Below are 14,891 nucleotides of genomic sequence, written 5' to 3' on the forward strand. Positions count from 1 at the left end.
TACCCGTCGGTGATCGTGGTCACGACGCTACGGACGGCGGTGCGGGTGGGGACATGGCGGAGCCAGGCGGATCGGTGGTGGGGAAAACCCCCGTACGAAGGTCAGGGTGAGCGGCGGATGAGCAGCAGCGCGCGGTCGTCGTTGACGTCCTTGGCGACCTTCTCGATCAGGTGCCAGGCCGCGCCCTCCCACCCGGCGGCGACGTACCGGTCGGCCTCGCCGGTGAGGCGGTCGATGCCCTCGCTGATGTCGCGGTCGGCGGTCTCGACCAGCCCGTCCGTGAAGAGCATGAGGACGTCGCCGCGGCGGAGGTTGCCGCGGGCGGGCTCGAACTCCGCGCCGTCGTACACGCCGAGCAGCGGGCCCTCGCCGGACTTCTCCTGCCAGCGCCCGGTGCCCGCGGAGAGCTGGAGGGCGGGCAGGTGGCCGGCGGAGAGGAGCTCGTAGTCGCCGGTCTCCAGGTCCAGGACGAGGTGGATGGAGGTGGCGAAGCCCTCGTCCCAGTCCTGGCGAAGCAGGTAGCCGTTGGCGGCGGGCAGGAAGCCGTGCGGGGGCAGGGCGCCGAGCAGGCCGCCGAACGCGCCGGACAGCAGCAGGGCGCGCGAGCCCGCCTCCATGCCCTTGCCGGAGACGTCGGTCAGGACGATCTCCAGGGTCCGGCCGCCGTTCGTACGGGCGGCGACGACGAAGTCACCGGAGAAGGACTGGCCGCCGGCCGGGCGCAGGGCCATCTCGCGGTGCCAGCCGCGCGGCAGGGCCGGCAGCTTGCTCTGGACCCGGATGCGTTCGCGCAGGTCGAAGAGCATGGTGCCGCCGCGCCGCCAGGGCACGCCGACGCGGCTGCGGAACTGCGCGATGACCAGCCCGAAGAATCCGCAGGCGGCCACGACCAGGACCGTGCCGGGGGTGACCCGGGCCGGGCCCAGGGTGTACGGGCCGAGGACCAGGGCCTCGACGATGAGGGCGGCCGCGGAGGCCGCGTACAGCGCGAGCAGGCTCGCGGGGCGCAGCAGCAGGCCGCCCGCGACGATCGGCAGGACGAGGGCGGAGGGCGAGAACCAGACGGGCAGCATGAGTGTGCCGCAGGCGATGGCGGGAACGGTCAGGAGCAGCCCTGCGAAGGCGAGCCAGTCGGAGGCGTCGCCGCGGAAGTAGTCGACGGCGGATTTGCGCAGGGCGGTGCGAGCCCGGTGCGACATCATGCGCGTCCGGGCCATGAGCGTCTCCGTGCGTGCTCCGGCCATTGTTTGGGGACCCTATCCATCCTGACTGTGCGTGCGCAGGGGGACCCCCGGACCCGGGGGCTCCGGCCGGTCGAAAACCCTTCGACTGTGACGGAATGCCCTGGTAAGGATGGGCGCATGGCTCTTGAGATGCGCGTATTGCAGGCCGATGAGTGGGATGTCTGGTACGACCACCTGGAACTGGCGTTCGGCGGAGTGCCGGAGTCTCCCCAGGAGCGGGAACTCTACAAGTCCCTGACGGAGGTCGGGCGCTCACTGGGCGTCTGGGACGGCGGGATCTGCGTCGGCTCGGCCGGCGCCTTCTCCTTCCGCCTGTCGGTGCCGGGCGGGGCGCTGGTGCCGGCGGCCGGGGTCACGATGGTGGGTGTGGCGCCGACGCACCGCCGCCGCGGGCTGCTCACCTCGATGATGCGCCGCCAGCTCGACGACGTGCGGGCGGGTGGCGAGCCGATCGCCGTGCTGACGGCCTCGGAGCCGGAGATCTACGGACGTTTCGGCTACGGCACCGCGACGTACGCCCTGGCCGTGACCGTCGACACCGCGCGCGTACGGCTCGGGGTGCCGGCGGGGACGGACGAGGTACGGCTGCGGCTCGTCGACCCGGAGAAGTCGCTGCCGGAGTGCGAGCAGGTGTACGGGGAGCTGGTCACCCAGCGCCCCGGCATGCCGGCGCGGCAGCCGGGCTGGGAGCGGGCGTCCCTCCTGGACCCGGAGTCGATGCGCGAGGGCGCCTCACCGCTCAAGTGCGTGCTGGCGGAGCGGGCGGACGGCGAGGTGGTCGGGTACGCCCGCTACCGGATCAAGGCCGCGTACGACGGACACGGCTGGGAGGGCACGGTCGAGGTCGCCGATCTCGACGCGCTGGACCCGGCGGCGACGGCCGCGCTGTGGCGCTACCTGTTCGAGATCGATCTGACCTCGACGGTACGGGCGCGCAAGCGGCCGGTGGACGATCCGCTGCTCCACCTGGTCAGCGACATCCGGCGCTCGCGCCCGGCCCCGCGCGATTCGCTGCACCTGCGGCTGGTGGACCTGCCGGCGGCCCTGGAAGCCCGGGCGTACGGCGCCCCGCTGGACGTGGTGATGGAGGTCGAGGACGCGTTCTGCCCGTGGAACGAGGGGCGGTGGCGGCTGGTCCGCGATGCGGCGGGCGCCGTGTCCTGTACGCGGACCGCGGACCCGGCGGACCTGGAGCTGTCGGTGCGCGAGCTGGGCTCGGCGTACCTCGGCGGGATCACCCTGACCTCACTGGCGGCGGCCGGCCGGGTGCGGGAGCTGCGCCCGGGCGCGCTGGCGGAGGCCTCGCGGGCCTTCACCGCCGATGTGGCGCCCTGGCTCCCGCACGGCTTCTAGGCGGCCGTCGGGTCCGGCGGACCCGGCGGACCCGACGGACCCTACGGACTCACCTGGTCTGGCAGGACGGGCACCAGAAGAGGTTCCGCGCCGCCAGATCGGCGGTGCGGACCTCGGCCCCGCAGATGTGGCAGGGCATGTTCGCCCGGCGGTAGACGTACACCTCGCCCCCGTGGTCGTCCACGCGCGGCGGGCGGCCCATGGCCTCGGGCAGGTGCTCGTCGCGGACGGTGTCGATCCGGTTGTTCCGTACGCCCTCGCGCATCAGCACCGCCAGATCCGCCCACATGGCGTCCCACTCGCCGCGCGCGAGGTCCTTGCCCAGCCGGTACGGGTCGATGCCGTGCCGGAAGAGGACCTCGGCGCGGTAGACGTTGCCGACGCCCGCGATCACCTTCTGGTCCATGAGCAGGGCGGCGACGGTCGTGCGGGAGCGGGAGATCCGCGTCCAGGCGCGGTCCGGATCGTCGGCCGGGCGCAGCGGGTCGGGACCGAGCCGCTCGTGTATCGCCTTCTTCTCGGCGTCGCCGATCAGTGCGCAGGCGGTGGGGCCGCGCAGGTCGGCCCAGTACTCCGCGTTGCGCAGCCGCAGCCGGACCGTGTCGGTGGCCGGGGGCGCCGGGGCGGGGCCGAAGCCGAGCTTGCCGAACAGGCCGAGGTGGATGTGGATCCAGGCGTCGCCGAGTTCCAGGAACAGGTGCTTGCCGTGCGCCTCTGCGCTCTCCAGCTCCCGCCCGTCGAGCAGGGCGGCGCTCTCGGCGAAGCGGCCCTGCGGGCTGCTCACCCGGACCGGGCGCCCGGCGAAGCGCTGGGTGTGGTCCTGGGCGAGGCGGTGGATCGTATGCCCCTCGGGCACTGCTCTTCTCCTGCCTCTGGCTCTGCATCCGGCTCGGGCTCTGCATCCGGCTCGGGATCCGGTTCCGGAAACGGCCGTGCCGCCGGGCCGGGAGCCACGGCGGCACGGTGAAGCGGAAGATCAGCCCTGCGGGTGGTGGGCCGGGATCGGGGGGAGCTCGCCGGTCTGCTCGTACGCGGAGAGCATCTCGATGCGGCGGGTGTGGCGCTCCTCGCCGGAGTACGGGGTCGCCAGGAAGGCCTCGATGAAGGAGACGGCCTCGTCCTGCGTGTGCATGCGGCCGCCGACGGAGATCACGTTGGCGTTGTTGTGCTCACGGCCGAGCTTCGCGGTCTCGACGCTCCAGGCCAGGATGGCGCGGACGCCCTTGACCTTGTTCGCGGCGATCTGCTCGCCGTTGCCGGAGCCGCCGATGACGATGCCGAGGCTGTCGGCGTCGGCAGCGGTCTTCTCCGCGGCGCGCAGGCAGAACGGCGGGTAGTCGTCCACCGCGTCGTAGATGTGGGGCCCGCAGTCGACGGGCTCGTGGCCGTTGTTCTTGAGCCAGTCCACCAGGTGGTTCTTGAGCTCAAAGCCGGCATGGTCGGATCCGAGGTACACGCGCATGGGACGAGTGTGGCACGAGCGGGCTGCGCGATCTTCGCAGGGGTGTCGCGTAAGTCACTTCTAAAGCTCAAATAAAGCCAAAGAACGCAGATGAGACACGGGGGACCAACGTCTTGGACGTTCGCCCCAACGCAACGATCCGGATTGAGGTCTTCCGTCCTGCGTTCATCTCAGGTTTGAATGCCGGGGCCTCGCAACCCGAGAACCTAAGGATCCGTCCATGAGCTCCACGACGACCCTTCAGAAGGCAGGCGACCCCACCGGTAACTCCGGTGAGGGCCAGCCCTCCGACGGTCTGAAGGCCGGTCTCAAGAACCGCCACCTTTCCATGATCGCCATTGGCGGCGTCATCGGCGCCGGTCTCTTCGTCGGCTCTGGTGGCGGTATCGCCAAGGCCGGTCCCGCCATCCTGATCTCGTACCTGCTCGTCGGAGCGCTGGTCGTCTTCGTGATGCGGATGCTCGGCGAGATGGCCGCCGCCAGCCCGAACTCGGGCTCCTTCTCCGCGTACGCCGACCGCGCGCTCGGCCGCTGGGCCGGCTTCTCCATCGGCTGGCTGTACTGGTTCTTCTGGGTCGTCGTGCTCGCCGTGGAGGCGACCGCCGGTGCGAAGATCCTCGAGGGCTGGGTCCCGGCCGTCCCGCAGTGGGGCTGGGCCCTGATCGTGATGGTGGTCCTGACGGTCACCAACCTCGGCTCGGTCGCCTCCTACGGCGAGTTCGAGTTCTGGTTCGCCGGCATCAAGGTCGTCGCCATCGGGGCATTCGTGATCGTCGGCATGCTCGCCGTCTTCGGCGTGCTGCCCGGTTCGGACAACCCGGGTGCGGGCTTCGCCCACCTCACCGACGCCGGCGGCTTCATGCCGAACGGCTGGGGCTCCATCCTCACCGGCGTGCTGATGGTCGTCTTCTCCTTCATGGGCAGCGAGATCGTCACCCTGGCGGCCGGCGAGTCCGAGGACCCGCGCCGCGCGGTCACCAAGGCCACCAACTCGGTGATCTGGCGCATCGGCATCTTCTACCTGGGCTCGATCTTCATCGTCCTCACCCTGCTGCCGTGGAACGACAAGTCGATCGTCGACAAGGGCTCGTACGTCGCCGCCCTGGACTCCATCGGCATCGCGCACGCCGGCCAGATCATGAACGTGATCGTCCTGACCGCCGTGCTCTCCTGCCTGAACTCGGGCATGTACACGGCCTCCCGCATGGCGTTCTCTCTGGGTGAGCGCGGTGACGCGCCCAAGGTCTTCGCCAAGGTCAACAAGCGGGGCGTGCCCATGGCTGCGATCCTGGGCTCCGTGATCTTCGGCTTCGCCGCCGTCTACTTCAACTACAGCTCCCCGGACACGGTCTTCAGCTTCCTGCTGAACTCCTCGGGTGCGATCGCGCTCTTCGTGTGGCTGGTGATCTGCCTGACCCAGCTGCGGATGCGCAAGATCCTGGTGCGCGAGGCCCCGGAGAAGCTGACGGTCAAGATGTGGCTCTTCCCGTACCTGACGTGGGCCACCGCAGCGATGATCACCTTCGTCCTGGGCTACATGGTCTACGACAAGGACAACCGCGAGACGGTCACGCTGTCGCTGATGGTCGCCGCCGTCGTGCTGGTCATCGGCGTGGTGCGCGACGTGCGCCGCAAGGCCGCCGAGCGCGCCTAGGCACGCATGCGGTGACACGACAGCCCCGGACCACCAGGTGTGGTCCGGGGCTGTCGTGCTTGCGCCGCGGCCGGCCGGCTACTTGCCGCCGGCCAGCTTCCACGTGGCGGGCAGCAGGCCCATCGCCAGCGCCGCCTTGAGCGCGTCGCCGATCAGGAACGGGGTCAGCCCCGCCGCGACGGCCGCGCCGAAGGACATCCCGGTGGACAGCGCCAGGTAGGGCACGCCCACGGCGTAGATCAGGGCGGAGCCCAGCACCATCGTGCCCGCCGTACGGAGGACCGAGCGGTCGGCGCCGCGACGGGCCAGCGCACCCGCGACGGTCGCGGCGAGGAGCATGCCGAGCACGTAGCCGAAGGAGGCGCCGCCCGCGCCGGAGGTGCCGCCCGCGAACCACGGCACGCCCGCCATGCCGACGAGCGCGTACAGGGCGAGGGACAGGAAGCCGCGCCGGGCGCCGAACGCGGTGCCGACCAGCAGGGCCGCGAAGGTCTGGCCGGTGACCGGGACGGGCGAGCCGGGGACGGGCACGGCGATCTGCGCGGCGAGGCCGGTGAGCGCGGCTCCGCCGACGACGAGCGCGATGTCGCGGACGCGGCTCGCGGGCAGCAGGTCGGCGAGGACGGCGCCGGGGCGGAAGGAGACGGAAGCAGTGCTCATCAGGGGCTCCGCGGAGTGAGGGTGACGGGACGATCACCGACGCTAGTGCGCGGCCGGGCGCCGCCCCACCTCCGGCCGGGACAAAGCCCTGCTCACCGCTTTGGTGGGGAGTGCACAAAGAGGCCGGTTCACACCCCGGGTGGAGTGATCCGCGTCACGAGCCAGATTTAGACAACACGTCCGTTTTGCGCGGATGGGCGCCGTCCGGTGAGACTGTAGGGTCCCGCCAATCCGAATGCGGAGCCCCCACCGCCGCTGCCGAGCACGAGAGTACGAGCATCCACTCATGCGCGACCGCTTGCCCACCAGCCCCCCAGCAGGCCGGCCCGGATCCAACCCTCCCACCGGGACCGAGTTCCCGGTGGAACCCCTCAGCCACAGCCTCAAGCAGCGCCACCTGACCATGCTGGGCCTCGGCGGCGTGATCGGCGCCGGGCTGTTCGTCGGCTCCGGCGCCGGCATCGGCATCGCCGGCCCCGCGATCATCTGCTCGTACCTGCTCGCGGGCGCCCTCGCCATGCTGGTGATGCGGGCGCTCGGCGAGATGTCGGCGGCGATGCCCGCCTCCGGCTCGTTCTCCGTGTACGCGGAGCGGGCGCTGGGGCGGTGGGCCGGGTTCTCGGCGGGCTGGCTCTACTGGTTCCTGCTGGTCGTGGTGCTGGCGGTGGAGGCCACCGGCGCGGCGAAGATCGCGAACGGCTGGCTGCCCTCGGTCGACCAGTGGGTCTGGGTGCTGGTCTTCATGGTGGTCTTCACCGTGAGCAACCTGGCCGCAGTGAAGAACTTCGGTGAGTTCGAGTTCTGGTTCGCGGCCCTCAAGGTCGGCGCGATCGTCCTCTTCCTGATCCTCGGCACGCTCGCGATCTTCGGCCTGCTGCCCGACACGGACCCCATCGGCATGGCCAACCTGACCGGCCGGGGCGGGTTCTTCCCCGAGGGCTTCGGCGGGGTGGTCGCCGGAATGCTCGCGGTCATCTTCGCGTTCGGCGGCCTGGAGGTCGTCACCATCGCGGCCGCCGAGTCCGACAACCCGGCCAAGTCCGTGGCCCGCGCGGTGCGCAGCGCCGTGTGGCGCATCCTCTTCTTCTACGTCGGCTCGATGGTCGTCATCGTGACCCTGCTGCCGTGGGACTCGCTGGAGCCGGGGCAGAGCCCGTACGTCGCCGTCCTGGACTCCGTCGGGATCCCGGGGGCCGGCCAGATCATGAACATCGTGGTGTTCGTGGCGCTGCTCTCCGCGCTCAACGCCAATCTGTACGGCTCCTCGCGCATGGTGTTCTCGCTGGCCGAGCGCGGTGAGGCGCCCAAGGCCCTGCTGAAGGTGTCGGGCGGCGGGGTGCCGCGCCGGGCCGTCTTCGCCTCGGTGGCCTTCGGCTTCGTGTCCGTGGTGCTGAACCTGCTGTGGCCGGACACGGTCTTCCTCTACATGCTCAACGCGGTCGGCGCGGTGCTGCTGTTCGTGTGGGCGCTGATCGCGGTCTCGGAGCTGAAGCTGCGCCGCATGCTGGAGCGGGACATGCCGGAGCGCCTGACGCTGCGGATGTGGTGCTTCCCGTACCTGACGTGGGTGGCGCTGCTCGGCATGGCTGCGGTGCTGGTGCTGATGCTGTTCGACGACTCGGCGCGGCCGCAGCTGCTGTGGTCCACGGGTGCGGCGGCCGCCGTACTGGTGGTGGCGTGGGTGCGCGAGATCCGGGCCCGCCGGGCCTGACCTCGCGGCAGCGGTGAAGGAGCGGGCCCCCGCGCCGGAAGGCGGCGGGGGCCCGCTCGGCGTTCGGGGCCGTCAGGTCCGCAGGTACGAGGCGCCGTTGACGTCGAGGACGGTGCCCGAGCTCCAGGCCGCCGCGGGCGAGGCGAGGTGGAGGACCGCGGCGGCGACCTCCTCGGGGGTGCCGACCCGGCCGAAGGGGCTCTGGGCGCGGATGCGCATCCCCTCCTCCCCGTCGAGCCGGCCGGCGACCCGTTCGGTGGCCACGAAGCCGGGTGCGACGGCAGCGACCGCGATGCCGTGCGGGGCCAGGGAGACGGCGAGGGACTGGCCGAGGGCGTGCAGGGCCGCCTTGGTGGCCCCGTACGCCGGGTGGTCGGGCTCACCGCGGAAGGCTCCGCGCGAGCCGATGTTGACGACGCGGCCCGCGCGGCCGCCTTCGATCATGCGGCGGGCGACGCAGTGCACGAGGTTGGCGGCGCCGAACAGGTTGACCGCGACGGTCTGCTGCCAGGCCGCCTGCCAGTCGGCGTACGAGGTGGTGGGCAGCGGGTGCGCGACCATGACGGCGGCGTTGTTGACCAGTACGTCCACACCGTCGAGCGCCCCATCGGCCGCGGCGGCCAGATCCGCCACCTGCGCGGGGTCGGCGAGGTCGCCCGTGAGCAGGACGTGGCCGTCACCGGGCAGCCCGGCGAGGGTCCGTTCGGCGTCGGCCCGGCGGGCTGTGCAGTGCACGGCGACCCGGTCGCCCTGACGGGCGAAGGCGGTGGCGACGGCCCTCCCGATGCCGCGGGAGGCTCCGGTGACCAGTACGCCCCGGCCGGTCGCCGCCAATTCCCGTATGCCGTGGTCCATTCGGCCCCCTGCCGCGTCTTCGGTGTGTTGTCGCGAGCGTACGGGGACGATCACCGATGGTCATCCCGCTGTCCGAATAACGGACGCCTGGCGTCCGATGATCGGACAAGGGTGAGACTGGGGCACTTCCTCCCGTCCACCCGCACACCGGACAGGCAACACCTTCATGAACCAGACATCCACCGCGGCCCGCACCCAGGAGGCGCCCTCCTCGGGCGGCGCCGGATCCCCCCTCGGCAACGGCCTCAAGCAGCGCCACCTTTCGATGATCGCCCTCGGCGGGGTCATCGGCGCCGGCCTGTTCGTGGGCTCCGGCGCCGGCATCGCCGCCGCGGGTCCCTCGATCGTGATCGCGTACGCCGCATCCGGTCTGCTCGTGATGTTCGTGATGCGGATGCTCGGGGAGATGTCCGCCGCGAACCCGGCCTCGGGCTCCTTCTCCGTGCACGCGGACCGGGCGATCGGCCCCTGGGCCGGATTCACGGCCGGCTGGATGTTCTGGACCCTGCTGTGCGTGGGCGTGGCCATCGAGGCGATCGGCGCGGCGCACATCATGACCGGCTGGTTCCCCGGCACCCCGTCCTGGGTGTGGGTGCTGGCCTTCATGGCGCTATTCTGCGGCACGAACCTGGCCGCCGTCTCCCACTTCGGCGAGTTCGAGTTCTGGTTCGCGGCCCTCAAGATCGGTGCGATCGCGCTCTTCCTGGGCCTGGGCGTGCTGGCCGTCCTGGGGCTGCTGCCCGGCACCGCCTCCCCCGGCACCGCCAACCTGCTGCACGACGGCGGGTTCCTGCCCAACGGCATGGACGGCCTGCTGGTCGGACTGCTCGCCTCGGTGGTCGCGTACGGCGGCCTGGAGACGGTGACCATCGCGGCCGCCGAGTCGGAGAACCCCGTCAAGGGCGTGGCCCGGGCCGTGAAGACCACCATGTGGCGGATCGCGATCGTCTACGTCGGCTCCATGCTGGTCATCGTCACGCTGCTGCCGTGGAACGACCCGGCGGTGACCAAGGACGGCCCGTACGCGGCGGCCCTGGACCGCCTGGGGATCCCGGCCGCCGGCGAGATCATGAACGTGGTCATCCTGATCGCCCTGCTGTCGGCGATGAACGCCAACGTCTACGGCTCCTCTCGCATGGCCTACTCGCTCGTCTCCCGAGGCCAGGGCCCGAAGGCGCTGGGCAAGGTCAGCGGCCGGGTTCCGCGTCGCGCGGTGCTCGCCTCCTGCGGGTTCGGCTTCGTCACCGTGCTGCTGTCGTACTGGTACCCGGACACCCTGTTCGCCTGGCTGCTGAACATGGTCGGCGGGGTCATCCTCGTCGTCTGGGGCTTCATCGCCGTCTCGCAGTTCGTGCTGCGGCGCCGGCTGGAGCGGGAGGCCCCGGAGAAGCTGGTCGTGAAGATGTGGGGCTTCCCGTACCTGACCTGGGTTGCGCTGGCCGGGGTGGCCGGGGTCCTGGTCCTGATGGTCCTCGACCAGGACACCCGGGTCCAGGTGGTCTTCACCGGCGGCCTCACCGCGGCCCTCGCGGCGACCGGCTACGTGATGCAGCGCCGGGCCGCGGCCGCCCGCTGACACACCCTCGATCCCAGGTGGGCCCCGTGCGTTCGCACGGGGCCCACCTCCGTTTCACAGAGGTGACCCTTACGTGATCACTGGAATAGATACTGCTAGCGTGCAGTTGCGCATTGATTGCAATAAGCAGTTGGCACGCTGAGGGGACCGGATAACACGCATGGCCATCTACACGCTTCCTGAGCTTCCGTACGACTACGCGGCGCTGGAGCCGGTGATCAACCCGCAGATCATCGAGCTGCACCACGACAAGCACCACGCGGCATACGTCACCGGCGCCAACACCACGCTGGAGCAGCTGGCGGAGGCCCGCGACAAGGAGAACTGGGGCGCGCTCAACGGCCTCGAGAAGAACCTCGCGTTCCACCTCTCCGGCCACATCCTGCACAGCATCTACTGGCACAACATGGCCAGCCCGAAGACCGGCGAGGGCGGCGGCGAGCCCACCGCGGCCGACGGCCTCGGCGACCTGGCCGACGCGATCACCGAGTCCTTCGGCTCCTTCGCGAAGTTCAAGAAGCAGCTGACCTTCGCGTCCTCCGCGACGCAGGGCTCCGGCTGGGGCGTGCTCGCGTACGAGCCCGTCAGCGGCCGTCTGGTCGTCGAGCAGGTCTACGACCACCAGGGCAACGTGGGCGTGGCCAGCACCCCGATCCTGGTCTTCGACGCCTGGGAGCACGCCTTCTACCTGCAGTACAAGAACCAGAAGGTGGACTTCATCGAGGCCATGTGGAACGTCGTCAACTGGCAGGACGTGGCCGGGCGCTACACCGACGCCAAGGCGAACACCCCGCTGCTGATCCCCGTCAAGGGCTGATCGCAGCCCCGTAAGCCTCCCCCAGCCCTCGGCCGGGAGGTGCCCCCAGCCTCGTGATCGTCTTCTCAACCTTCGCGTAGGGGGCGTCCAACGGAAGACCCCCGCAAGGACGTGACTTGCGGGGGTCTTCTGCGTGCGTCGGCGGACCGGCAGGCCTACTCGAAGGACGGGCCCTTGGTACGGGTGCGCTTGATCTCGTAGAAGCCGGGGGTGGAGGCGACCAGCAGGGTGCCGTCCCACAGCCGGGCCGCGGCCTCGCCGCGCGGGGTCGGGGTGACCACCGGGCCGAAGAAGGCCACCTCGTCGCCCTCGGCGCCGGGCACGGAGATCACCGGGGTGCCGACCTCCTGGCCGACGCGCTCGATGCCGTCGTTGTGGGAGTCGCGCAGCACGTGGTCGTACTCGTCGGAGTCGGCGTAGGCGAGCAGCTCGGCCGGCAGGCCGACCTCCTCCAGCGCCTCGGCGATGACCTCGCGGGTCGCGCCCTTGTCCTCGTTGTGGATCCGGGTGCCGAGCGCGGTGTACAGCTTGCCGGTGATCTCCTCACCGTGCTTCTGCTGGGCCGCGATGACGACGCGGACCGGAGCCCAGCCCTTGGGGCCGAGCAGCTCGCGGTAGCGCTCGGGCAGTTCGTCGAGCTTGTTCTCGTTCAGGACGGCGAGGCTCATCACGTGCCAGCGCACCTCGACGTCGCGGACCTTCTCGACCTCCAGCATCCAGCGGGACGTCATCCAGGCCCAGGGGCAGAGCGGGTCGAACCAGAAGTCGACCGGGGTCTTCTCGCGCACCTGGGTGTCGGCCATGTCTCTCCTCGAATCGCTGTGTGCATCACTGGTCGTGTTCCTCCTCGGCAACCAGGCCAGGCCCTCGCGCATTCCCCCGTGCGAGGATTCCGTCAGGTATCGCGATCACGCACGAAGGAGTGCACGTGCCCGGAGAGAATCTGTCCCGTGACGAGGCCCGCGAGCGGGCCGAGCTGCTGTCCGTCGACGGGTACGAGGTGGTCCTCGACCTGAGGTCCGCCGTGGACGAGGCCGAACCGGCCGGGGGTCCGCGGACCTTCCGTTCGGTGACCACGATCCGTTTCCGGGCCGCGGCCCCCGGCTCGGCCACCTTCGCGGACCTCATCGCCCCGTCGGTGAACTCCGTCACCCTCAACGGGCGGGAGCTGGACCCGGCCGCCGTCTTCGACGGGGCGCGGATCGCCCTGGCCGATCTGGCCGCCGAGAACGTCCTGGTGGTGGACGCGAACTGCGCGTACAGCCGGACGGGCGAGGGCATGCACCGCTTCGTCGACCCGGAGGACGGCGAGGTCTACCTCTACACGCAGTACGAGCCGGCCGACGCCCGCCGCGTGTACGCGAACTTCGAGCAGCCCGATCTGAAGGCCCCGTACCGCTTCGAGGTGACCGCGCCCGAGGGCTGGCACGTCTGGAGCAACGGCGCCGAGGAGTCCCGCGAGGGCCTGACCCGGCGCTTCGCCGAGACCGCGCCGATCTCCACGTACATCACCTGCGTGGTGGCGGGCCCGTACCACTACGTGACGGACACGTACACGCGCGGGGACCTGACGATCCCGCTGGGCGCGATGTGCCGCAAGGGGCTGGCGAAGCACTTCGACGCGGACGACGTCTTCCTGGTCACCAAGCAGGGCTTCGACTTCTTCCACGAGCACTTCGACTACCCGTACCCCTTCGGGAAGTACGACCAGGCCTTCGTTCCCGAGTACAACCTGGGTGCGATGGAGAACCCGGGGATGGTGACCTTCCGCGAGGAGTACATCTTCCGCGGCAAGGTGACGCGGGCCGCCTACGAGCGGCGCTGCAACACGATCCTGCACGAGATGGCCCACATGTGGTTCGGCGACCTCGTCACCATGAAGTGGTGGGACGACCTGTGGCTGAAGGAGTCCTTCGCGGACTTCATGGGCTCCTTCTCGCAGGTGGAGGCGACCCGCTTCGACCAGGCGTGGGTGACCTTCGCCAACAACCGCAAGGCGTGGGCGTACCGGGCCGACCAGCTGCCCTCCACGCACCCGATCACGGCCGACATCCGTGACCTGGAGGACGCGAAGCTCAACTTCGACGGCATCACGTACGCCAAGGGCGCCGCGGTGCTCAAGCAGCTCGTCGCGTACGTGGGGCGGGACGCCTTCCTGGAGGGCGCGCGGCGCTACTTCAAGGCCAACGCGTACGGGAACACCACGCTGGACGATCTGCTGTCAGTGCTCGGCGAGGTCTCCGGGCGGGACATGGCCGAGTGGTCGCGGGCGTGGCTGCAGACGGCCGGCGTGAACGTGCTGACGCCGGCGCTGACGTACGACGCGGGCGGCCGGGTGACCGAGCTGGCCGTGGTCCAGGAGGGCGAGGAGCTGCGCCCGCACCGGGTCGCGGTCGGCCTGTACCGGCTGGAGGACGGCTCGCTGGTCCGCTACGCGCAGGCCGAGGCGGACGTCGCCGGCGCCTCGACGGTCGTGGCGAAGCTGGCCGGACAGGAGCGCCCCGACCTGGTGCTGGTCAACGACGACGACCTGACGTACTGCAAGATGCGCTTCGACGAGGGCTCGCTGGCGACGCTGCGCGAGCGGCTCGGGAGCGTGGCGGACCCGCTGGCGCGGGCGCTGTGCTGGTCGGCGCTGTGGAACCTGACGCGCGACGGGCTGATGCCGGCGCGCGACTTCATCTCGATGGTGCTGGCCCACGCCGGCCGCGAGAGCGACGTCGGCGTGCTGCAGATGCTGCACTCGCAGGCGCTGGCCGCGGTCACGCACTACGCGGCGGCCGGCTGGCGCGAGCAGGGCGGCCGGGTGCTGTCGGGGGTCGCGCTGCAGGAGCTGCGGATGTCGGAGCCGGGCTCGGAGCACCAGCTGACCTGGGCCCGCTTCTTCGCGGCGGGCGCGGCGACCGAGGGCGACTTCCAGCTGCTGCTGGGGCTGCTGGACGGTTCGGCGCGGATCGACGGGCTGGACGTGGACCAGGAGCTGCGGTGGGACTTCCTGCTGCCGCTGGCCGCCCACGGCGCGGTGGACGAGGCCGTACTGGCGGCGGAACTGGCGCGCGACGACACGGCGTCGGGCAAGCGGCACCAGGTGCGCTGCCTTGCCGCGCGGCCGTCCGAGGCGGTCAAGGACCAGGCGTGGGCGGCGGTCGTCGAGTCGGACGTGCTGTCGAACGCGCTGGTGGAGGCGACGATCGCGGGCATGCAGCAGCCTTCGCAGCGGGCGCTGCTGGCGCCCTACGCGGGGCGCTACTTCGAGGTGATCGAGCGGATCTGGGCGGACCGGTCGATCCAGATCGGCATGCATGTGGTGAAGGGGATGTACCCCTCGCTGGAGGACTCGGAGCCGACGCTGGCCGCCACGGACGCGTGGCTCGCCGCGCACGCCGACGCCGCACCGGCGCTGCGCCGCCTGGTCCTGGAGGCCCGTGACGACCTGGCCCGGGCGCTGCGCGCGCAGGCCTGCGACGCGGCCGCCGCGGCGGGTTCGACCGCGGTCTAGCGGGCATCGTCGGCGGGCCGGCCGCCCTGGGCGGCCGCTGTCTCTTATACACATCTCCGA

At 70.9% G+C, this 14,891-nt stretch carries 12 protein-coding genes; 6 read left to right on the forward strand and 6 right to left on the reverse strand.

Annotated features, from left to right (window positions below; translation table 11 throughout):
* Positions 1-101: 101 nt before the first annotated feature.
* A complete protein-coding gene (locus ACFXGI_RS36815) occupies positions 102-1,217 on the reverse strand; it encodes a PP2C family protein-serine/threonine phosphatase (RefSeq protein WP_384716808.1) in 1,116 nt (371 codons plus the stop codon).
* A gap of 144 nt (positions 1,218-1,361) precedes the next feature.
* On the opposite strand from ACFXGI_RS36815, the gene ACFXGI_RS36820 reads away from it, so the two are divergent.
* Positions 1,362-2,597 carry a GNAT family N-acetyltransferase gene (locus ACFXGI_RS36820; RefSeq protein WP_384716811.1) on the forward strand — a complete coding sequence of 412 codons (1,236 nt, stop codon included), beginning with the start codon at positions 1,362-1,364 and terminating at the stop codon, positions 2,595-2,597.
* A gap of 49 nt (positions 2,598-2,646) precedes the next feature.
* Here ACFXGI_RS36820 and ACFXGI_RS36825 read toward each other — a convergent pair whose 3' ends face one another.
* Positions 2,647-3,453 (reverse strand): Fpg/Nei family DNA glycosylase, encoded by an 807-nt coding sequence (locus tag ACFXGI_RS36825; RefSeq protein ID WP_384716814.1) that lies wholly within the window; start codon positions 3,451-3,453, stop codon positions 2,647-2,649.
* 120 nt (positions 3,454-3,573) lie between these two features.
* Positions 3,574-4,059 carry a ribose-5-phosphate isomerase gene (locus ACFXGI_RS36830; RefSeq protein WP_054226804.1) on the reverse strand — a complete coding sequence of 162 codons (486 nt, stop codon included), beginning with the start codon at positions 4,057-4,059 and terminating at the stop codon, positions 3,574-3,576.
* A 220-nt stretch (positions 4,060-4,279) separates the two neighbouring features.
* Between ACFXGI_RS36830 and ACFXGI_RS36835 the strand changes: the two genes are divergently transcribed.
* A complete protein-coding gene (locus ACFXGI_RS36835) occupies positions 4,280-5,713 on the forward strand; it encodes an amino acid permease (protein WP_384716817.1) in 1,434 nt (477 codons plus the stop codon).
* Between the two features lie 78 nt (positions 5,714-5,791).
* Here the strand turns inward: ACFXGI_RS36835 and ACFXGI_RS36840 are convergent, their stop codons facing one another.
* Positions 5,792-6,373, reverse strand: coding sequence for a biotin transporter BioY (locus ACFXGI_RS36840; RefSeq protein WP_384716820.1), 582 nt, complete (start codon positions 6,371-6,373; stop codon positions 5,792-5,794).
* A 286-nt stretch (positions 6,374-6,659) separates the two neighbouring features.
* Here ACFXGI_RS36840 and ACFXGI_RS36845 point away from each other — a divergent pair, with 286 nt between their 5' ends.
* Positions 6,660-8,084, forward strand: coding sequence for an amino acid permease (locus ACFXGI_RS36845; RefSeq protein WP_384716823.1), 1,425 nt, complete (start codon positions 6,660-6,662; stop codon positions 8,082-8,084).
* A 72-nt stretch (positions 8,085-8,156) separates the two neighbouring features.
* Here the strand turns inward: ACFXGI_RS36845 and ACFXGI_RS36850 are convergent, their stop codons facing one another.
* Positions 8,157-8,939, reverse strand: a complete 783-nt coding sequence (locus ACFXGI_RS36850; RefSeq protein WP_384716826.1) for an SDR family NAD(P)-dependent oxidoreductase — start codon at positions 8,937-8,939, stop codon at positions 8,157-8,159.
* A gap of 166 nt (positions 8,940-9,105) precedes the next feature.
* On the opposite strand from ACFXGI_RS36850, the gene ACFXGI_RS36855 reads away from it, so the two are divergent.
* Both ACFXGI_RS36855 and ACFXGI_RS36860 read left to right on the forward strand, forming a co-directional pair.
* Positions 9,106-10,515 carry an amino acid permease gene (locus ACFXGI_RS36855; RefSeq protein WP_384716829.1) on the forward strand — a complete coding sequence of 470 codons (1,410 nt, stop codon included), beginning with the start codon at positions 9,106-9,108 and terminating at the stop codon, positions 10,513-10,515.
* A 160-nt stretch (positions 10,516-10,675) separates the two neighbouring features.
* On the forward strand, positions 10,676-11,332 hold the full coding sequence (locus ACFXGI_RS36860; RefSeq protein ID WP_384716832.1) for a superoxide dismutase: 657 nt from the start codon (positions 10,676-10,678) through the stop codon (positions 11,330-11,332).
* 155 nt (positions 11,333-11,487) lie between these two features.
* On the opposite strand, the gene ACFXGI_RS36865 is transcribed toward ACFXGI_RS36860, so the two are convergent.
* Positions 11,488-12,135, reverse strand: a complete 648-nt coding sequence (locus ACFXGI_RS36865) for a DsbA family protein (protein ID WP_383345307.1) — start codon at positions 12,133-12,135, stop codon at positions 11,488-11,490.
* Positions 12,136-12,260: 125 nt separating this feature from the next.
* Between ACFXGI_RS36865 and pepN the strand changes: the two genes are divergently transcribed.
* The gene (pepN, locus tag ACFXGI_RS36870; RefSeq protein WP_384716837.1) at positions 12,261-14,831 is read left to right on the forward strand and encodes an aminopeptidase N; all 2,571 of its coding nucleotides are present in this window, start codon (positions 12,261-12,263) and stop codon (positions 14,829-14,831) included.
* Positions 14,832-14,891 lie beyond the last annotated feature (60 nt).

It is taken from the genome of Streptomyces sp. NPDC059355, assembly GCF_042752335.1.
GTDB lineage: Bacteria > Actinomycetota > Actinomycetes > Streptomycetales > Streptomycetaceae > Streptomyces.

Coding starts and splice junctions, on each gene's coding strand:
- ACFXGI_RS36815 (WP_384716808.1), bottom strand. CDS start 1,217: ATGGCCCGGACGCGCATGATGTCGCACCGGGCTCGCACCGCCCTGCGC.
- ACFXGI_RS36845 (WP_384716823.1), top strand. CDS start 6,660: ATGCGCGACCGCTTGCCCACCAGCCCCCCAGCAGGCCGGCCCGGATCC.
- ACFXGI_RS36850 (WP_384716826.1), bottom strand. CDS start 8,939: ATGGACCACGGCATACGGGAATTGGCGGCGACCGGCCGGGGCGTACTG.
- ACFXGI_RS36820 (WP_384716811.1), top strand. CDS start 1,362: ATGGCTCTTGAGATGCGCGTATTGCAGGCCGATGAGTGGGATGTCTGG.
- ACFXGI_RS36855 (WP_384716829.1), top strand. CDS start 9,106: ATGAACCAGACATCCACCGCGGCCCGCACCCAGGAGGCGCCCTCCTCG.
- ACFXGI_RS36835 (WP_384716817.1), top strand. CDS start 4,280: ATGAGCTCCACGACGACCCTTCAGAAGGCAGGCGACCCCACCGGTAAC.
- ACFXGI_RS36865 (WP_383345307.1), bottom strand. CDS start 12,135: ATGGCCGACACCCAGGTGCGCGAGAAGACCCCGGTCGACTTCTGGTTC.
- ACFXGI_RS36830 (WP_054226804.1), bottom strand. CDS start 4,059: ATGCGCGTGTACCTCGGATCCGACCATGCCGGCTTTGAGCTCAAGAAC.
- ACFXGI_RS36860 (WP_384716832.1), top strand. CDS start 10,676: ATGGCCATCTACACGCTTCCTGAGCTTCCGTACGACTACGCGGCGCTG.
- ACFXGI_RS36840 (WP_384716820.1), bottom strand. CDS start 6,373: ATGAGCACTGCTTCCGTCTCCTTCCGCCCCGGCGCCGTCCTCGCCGAC.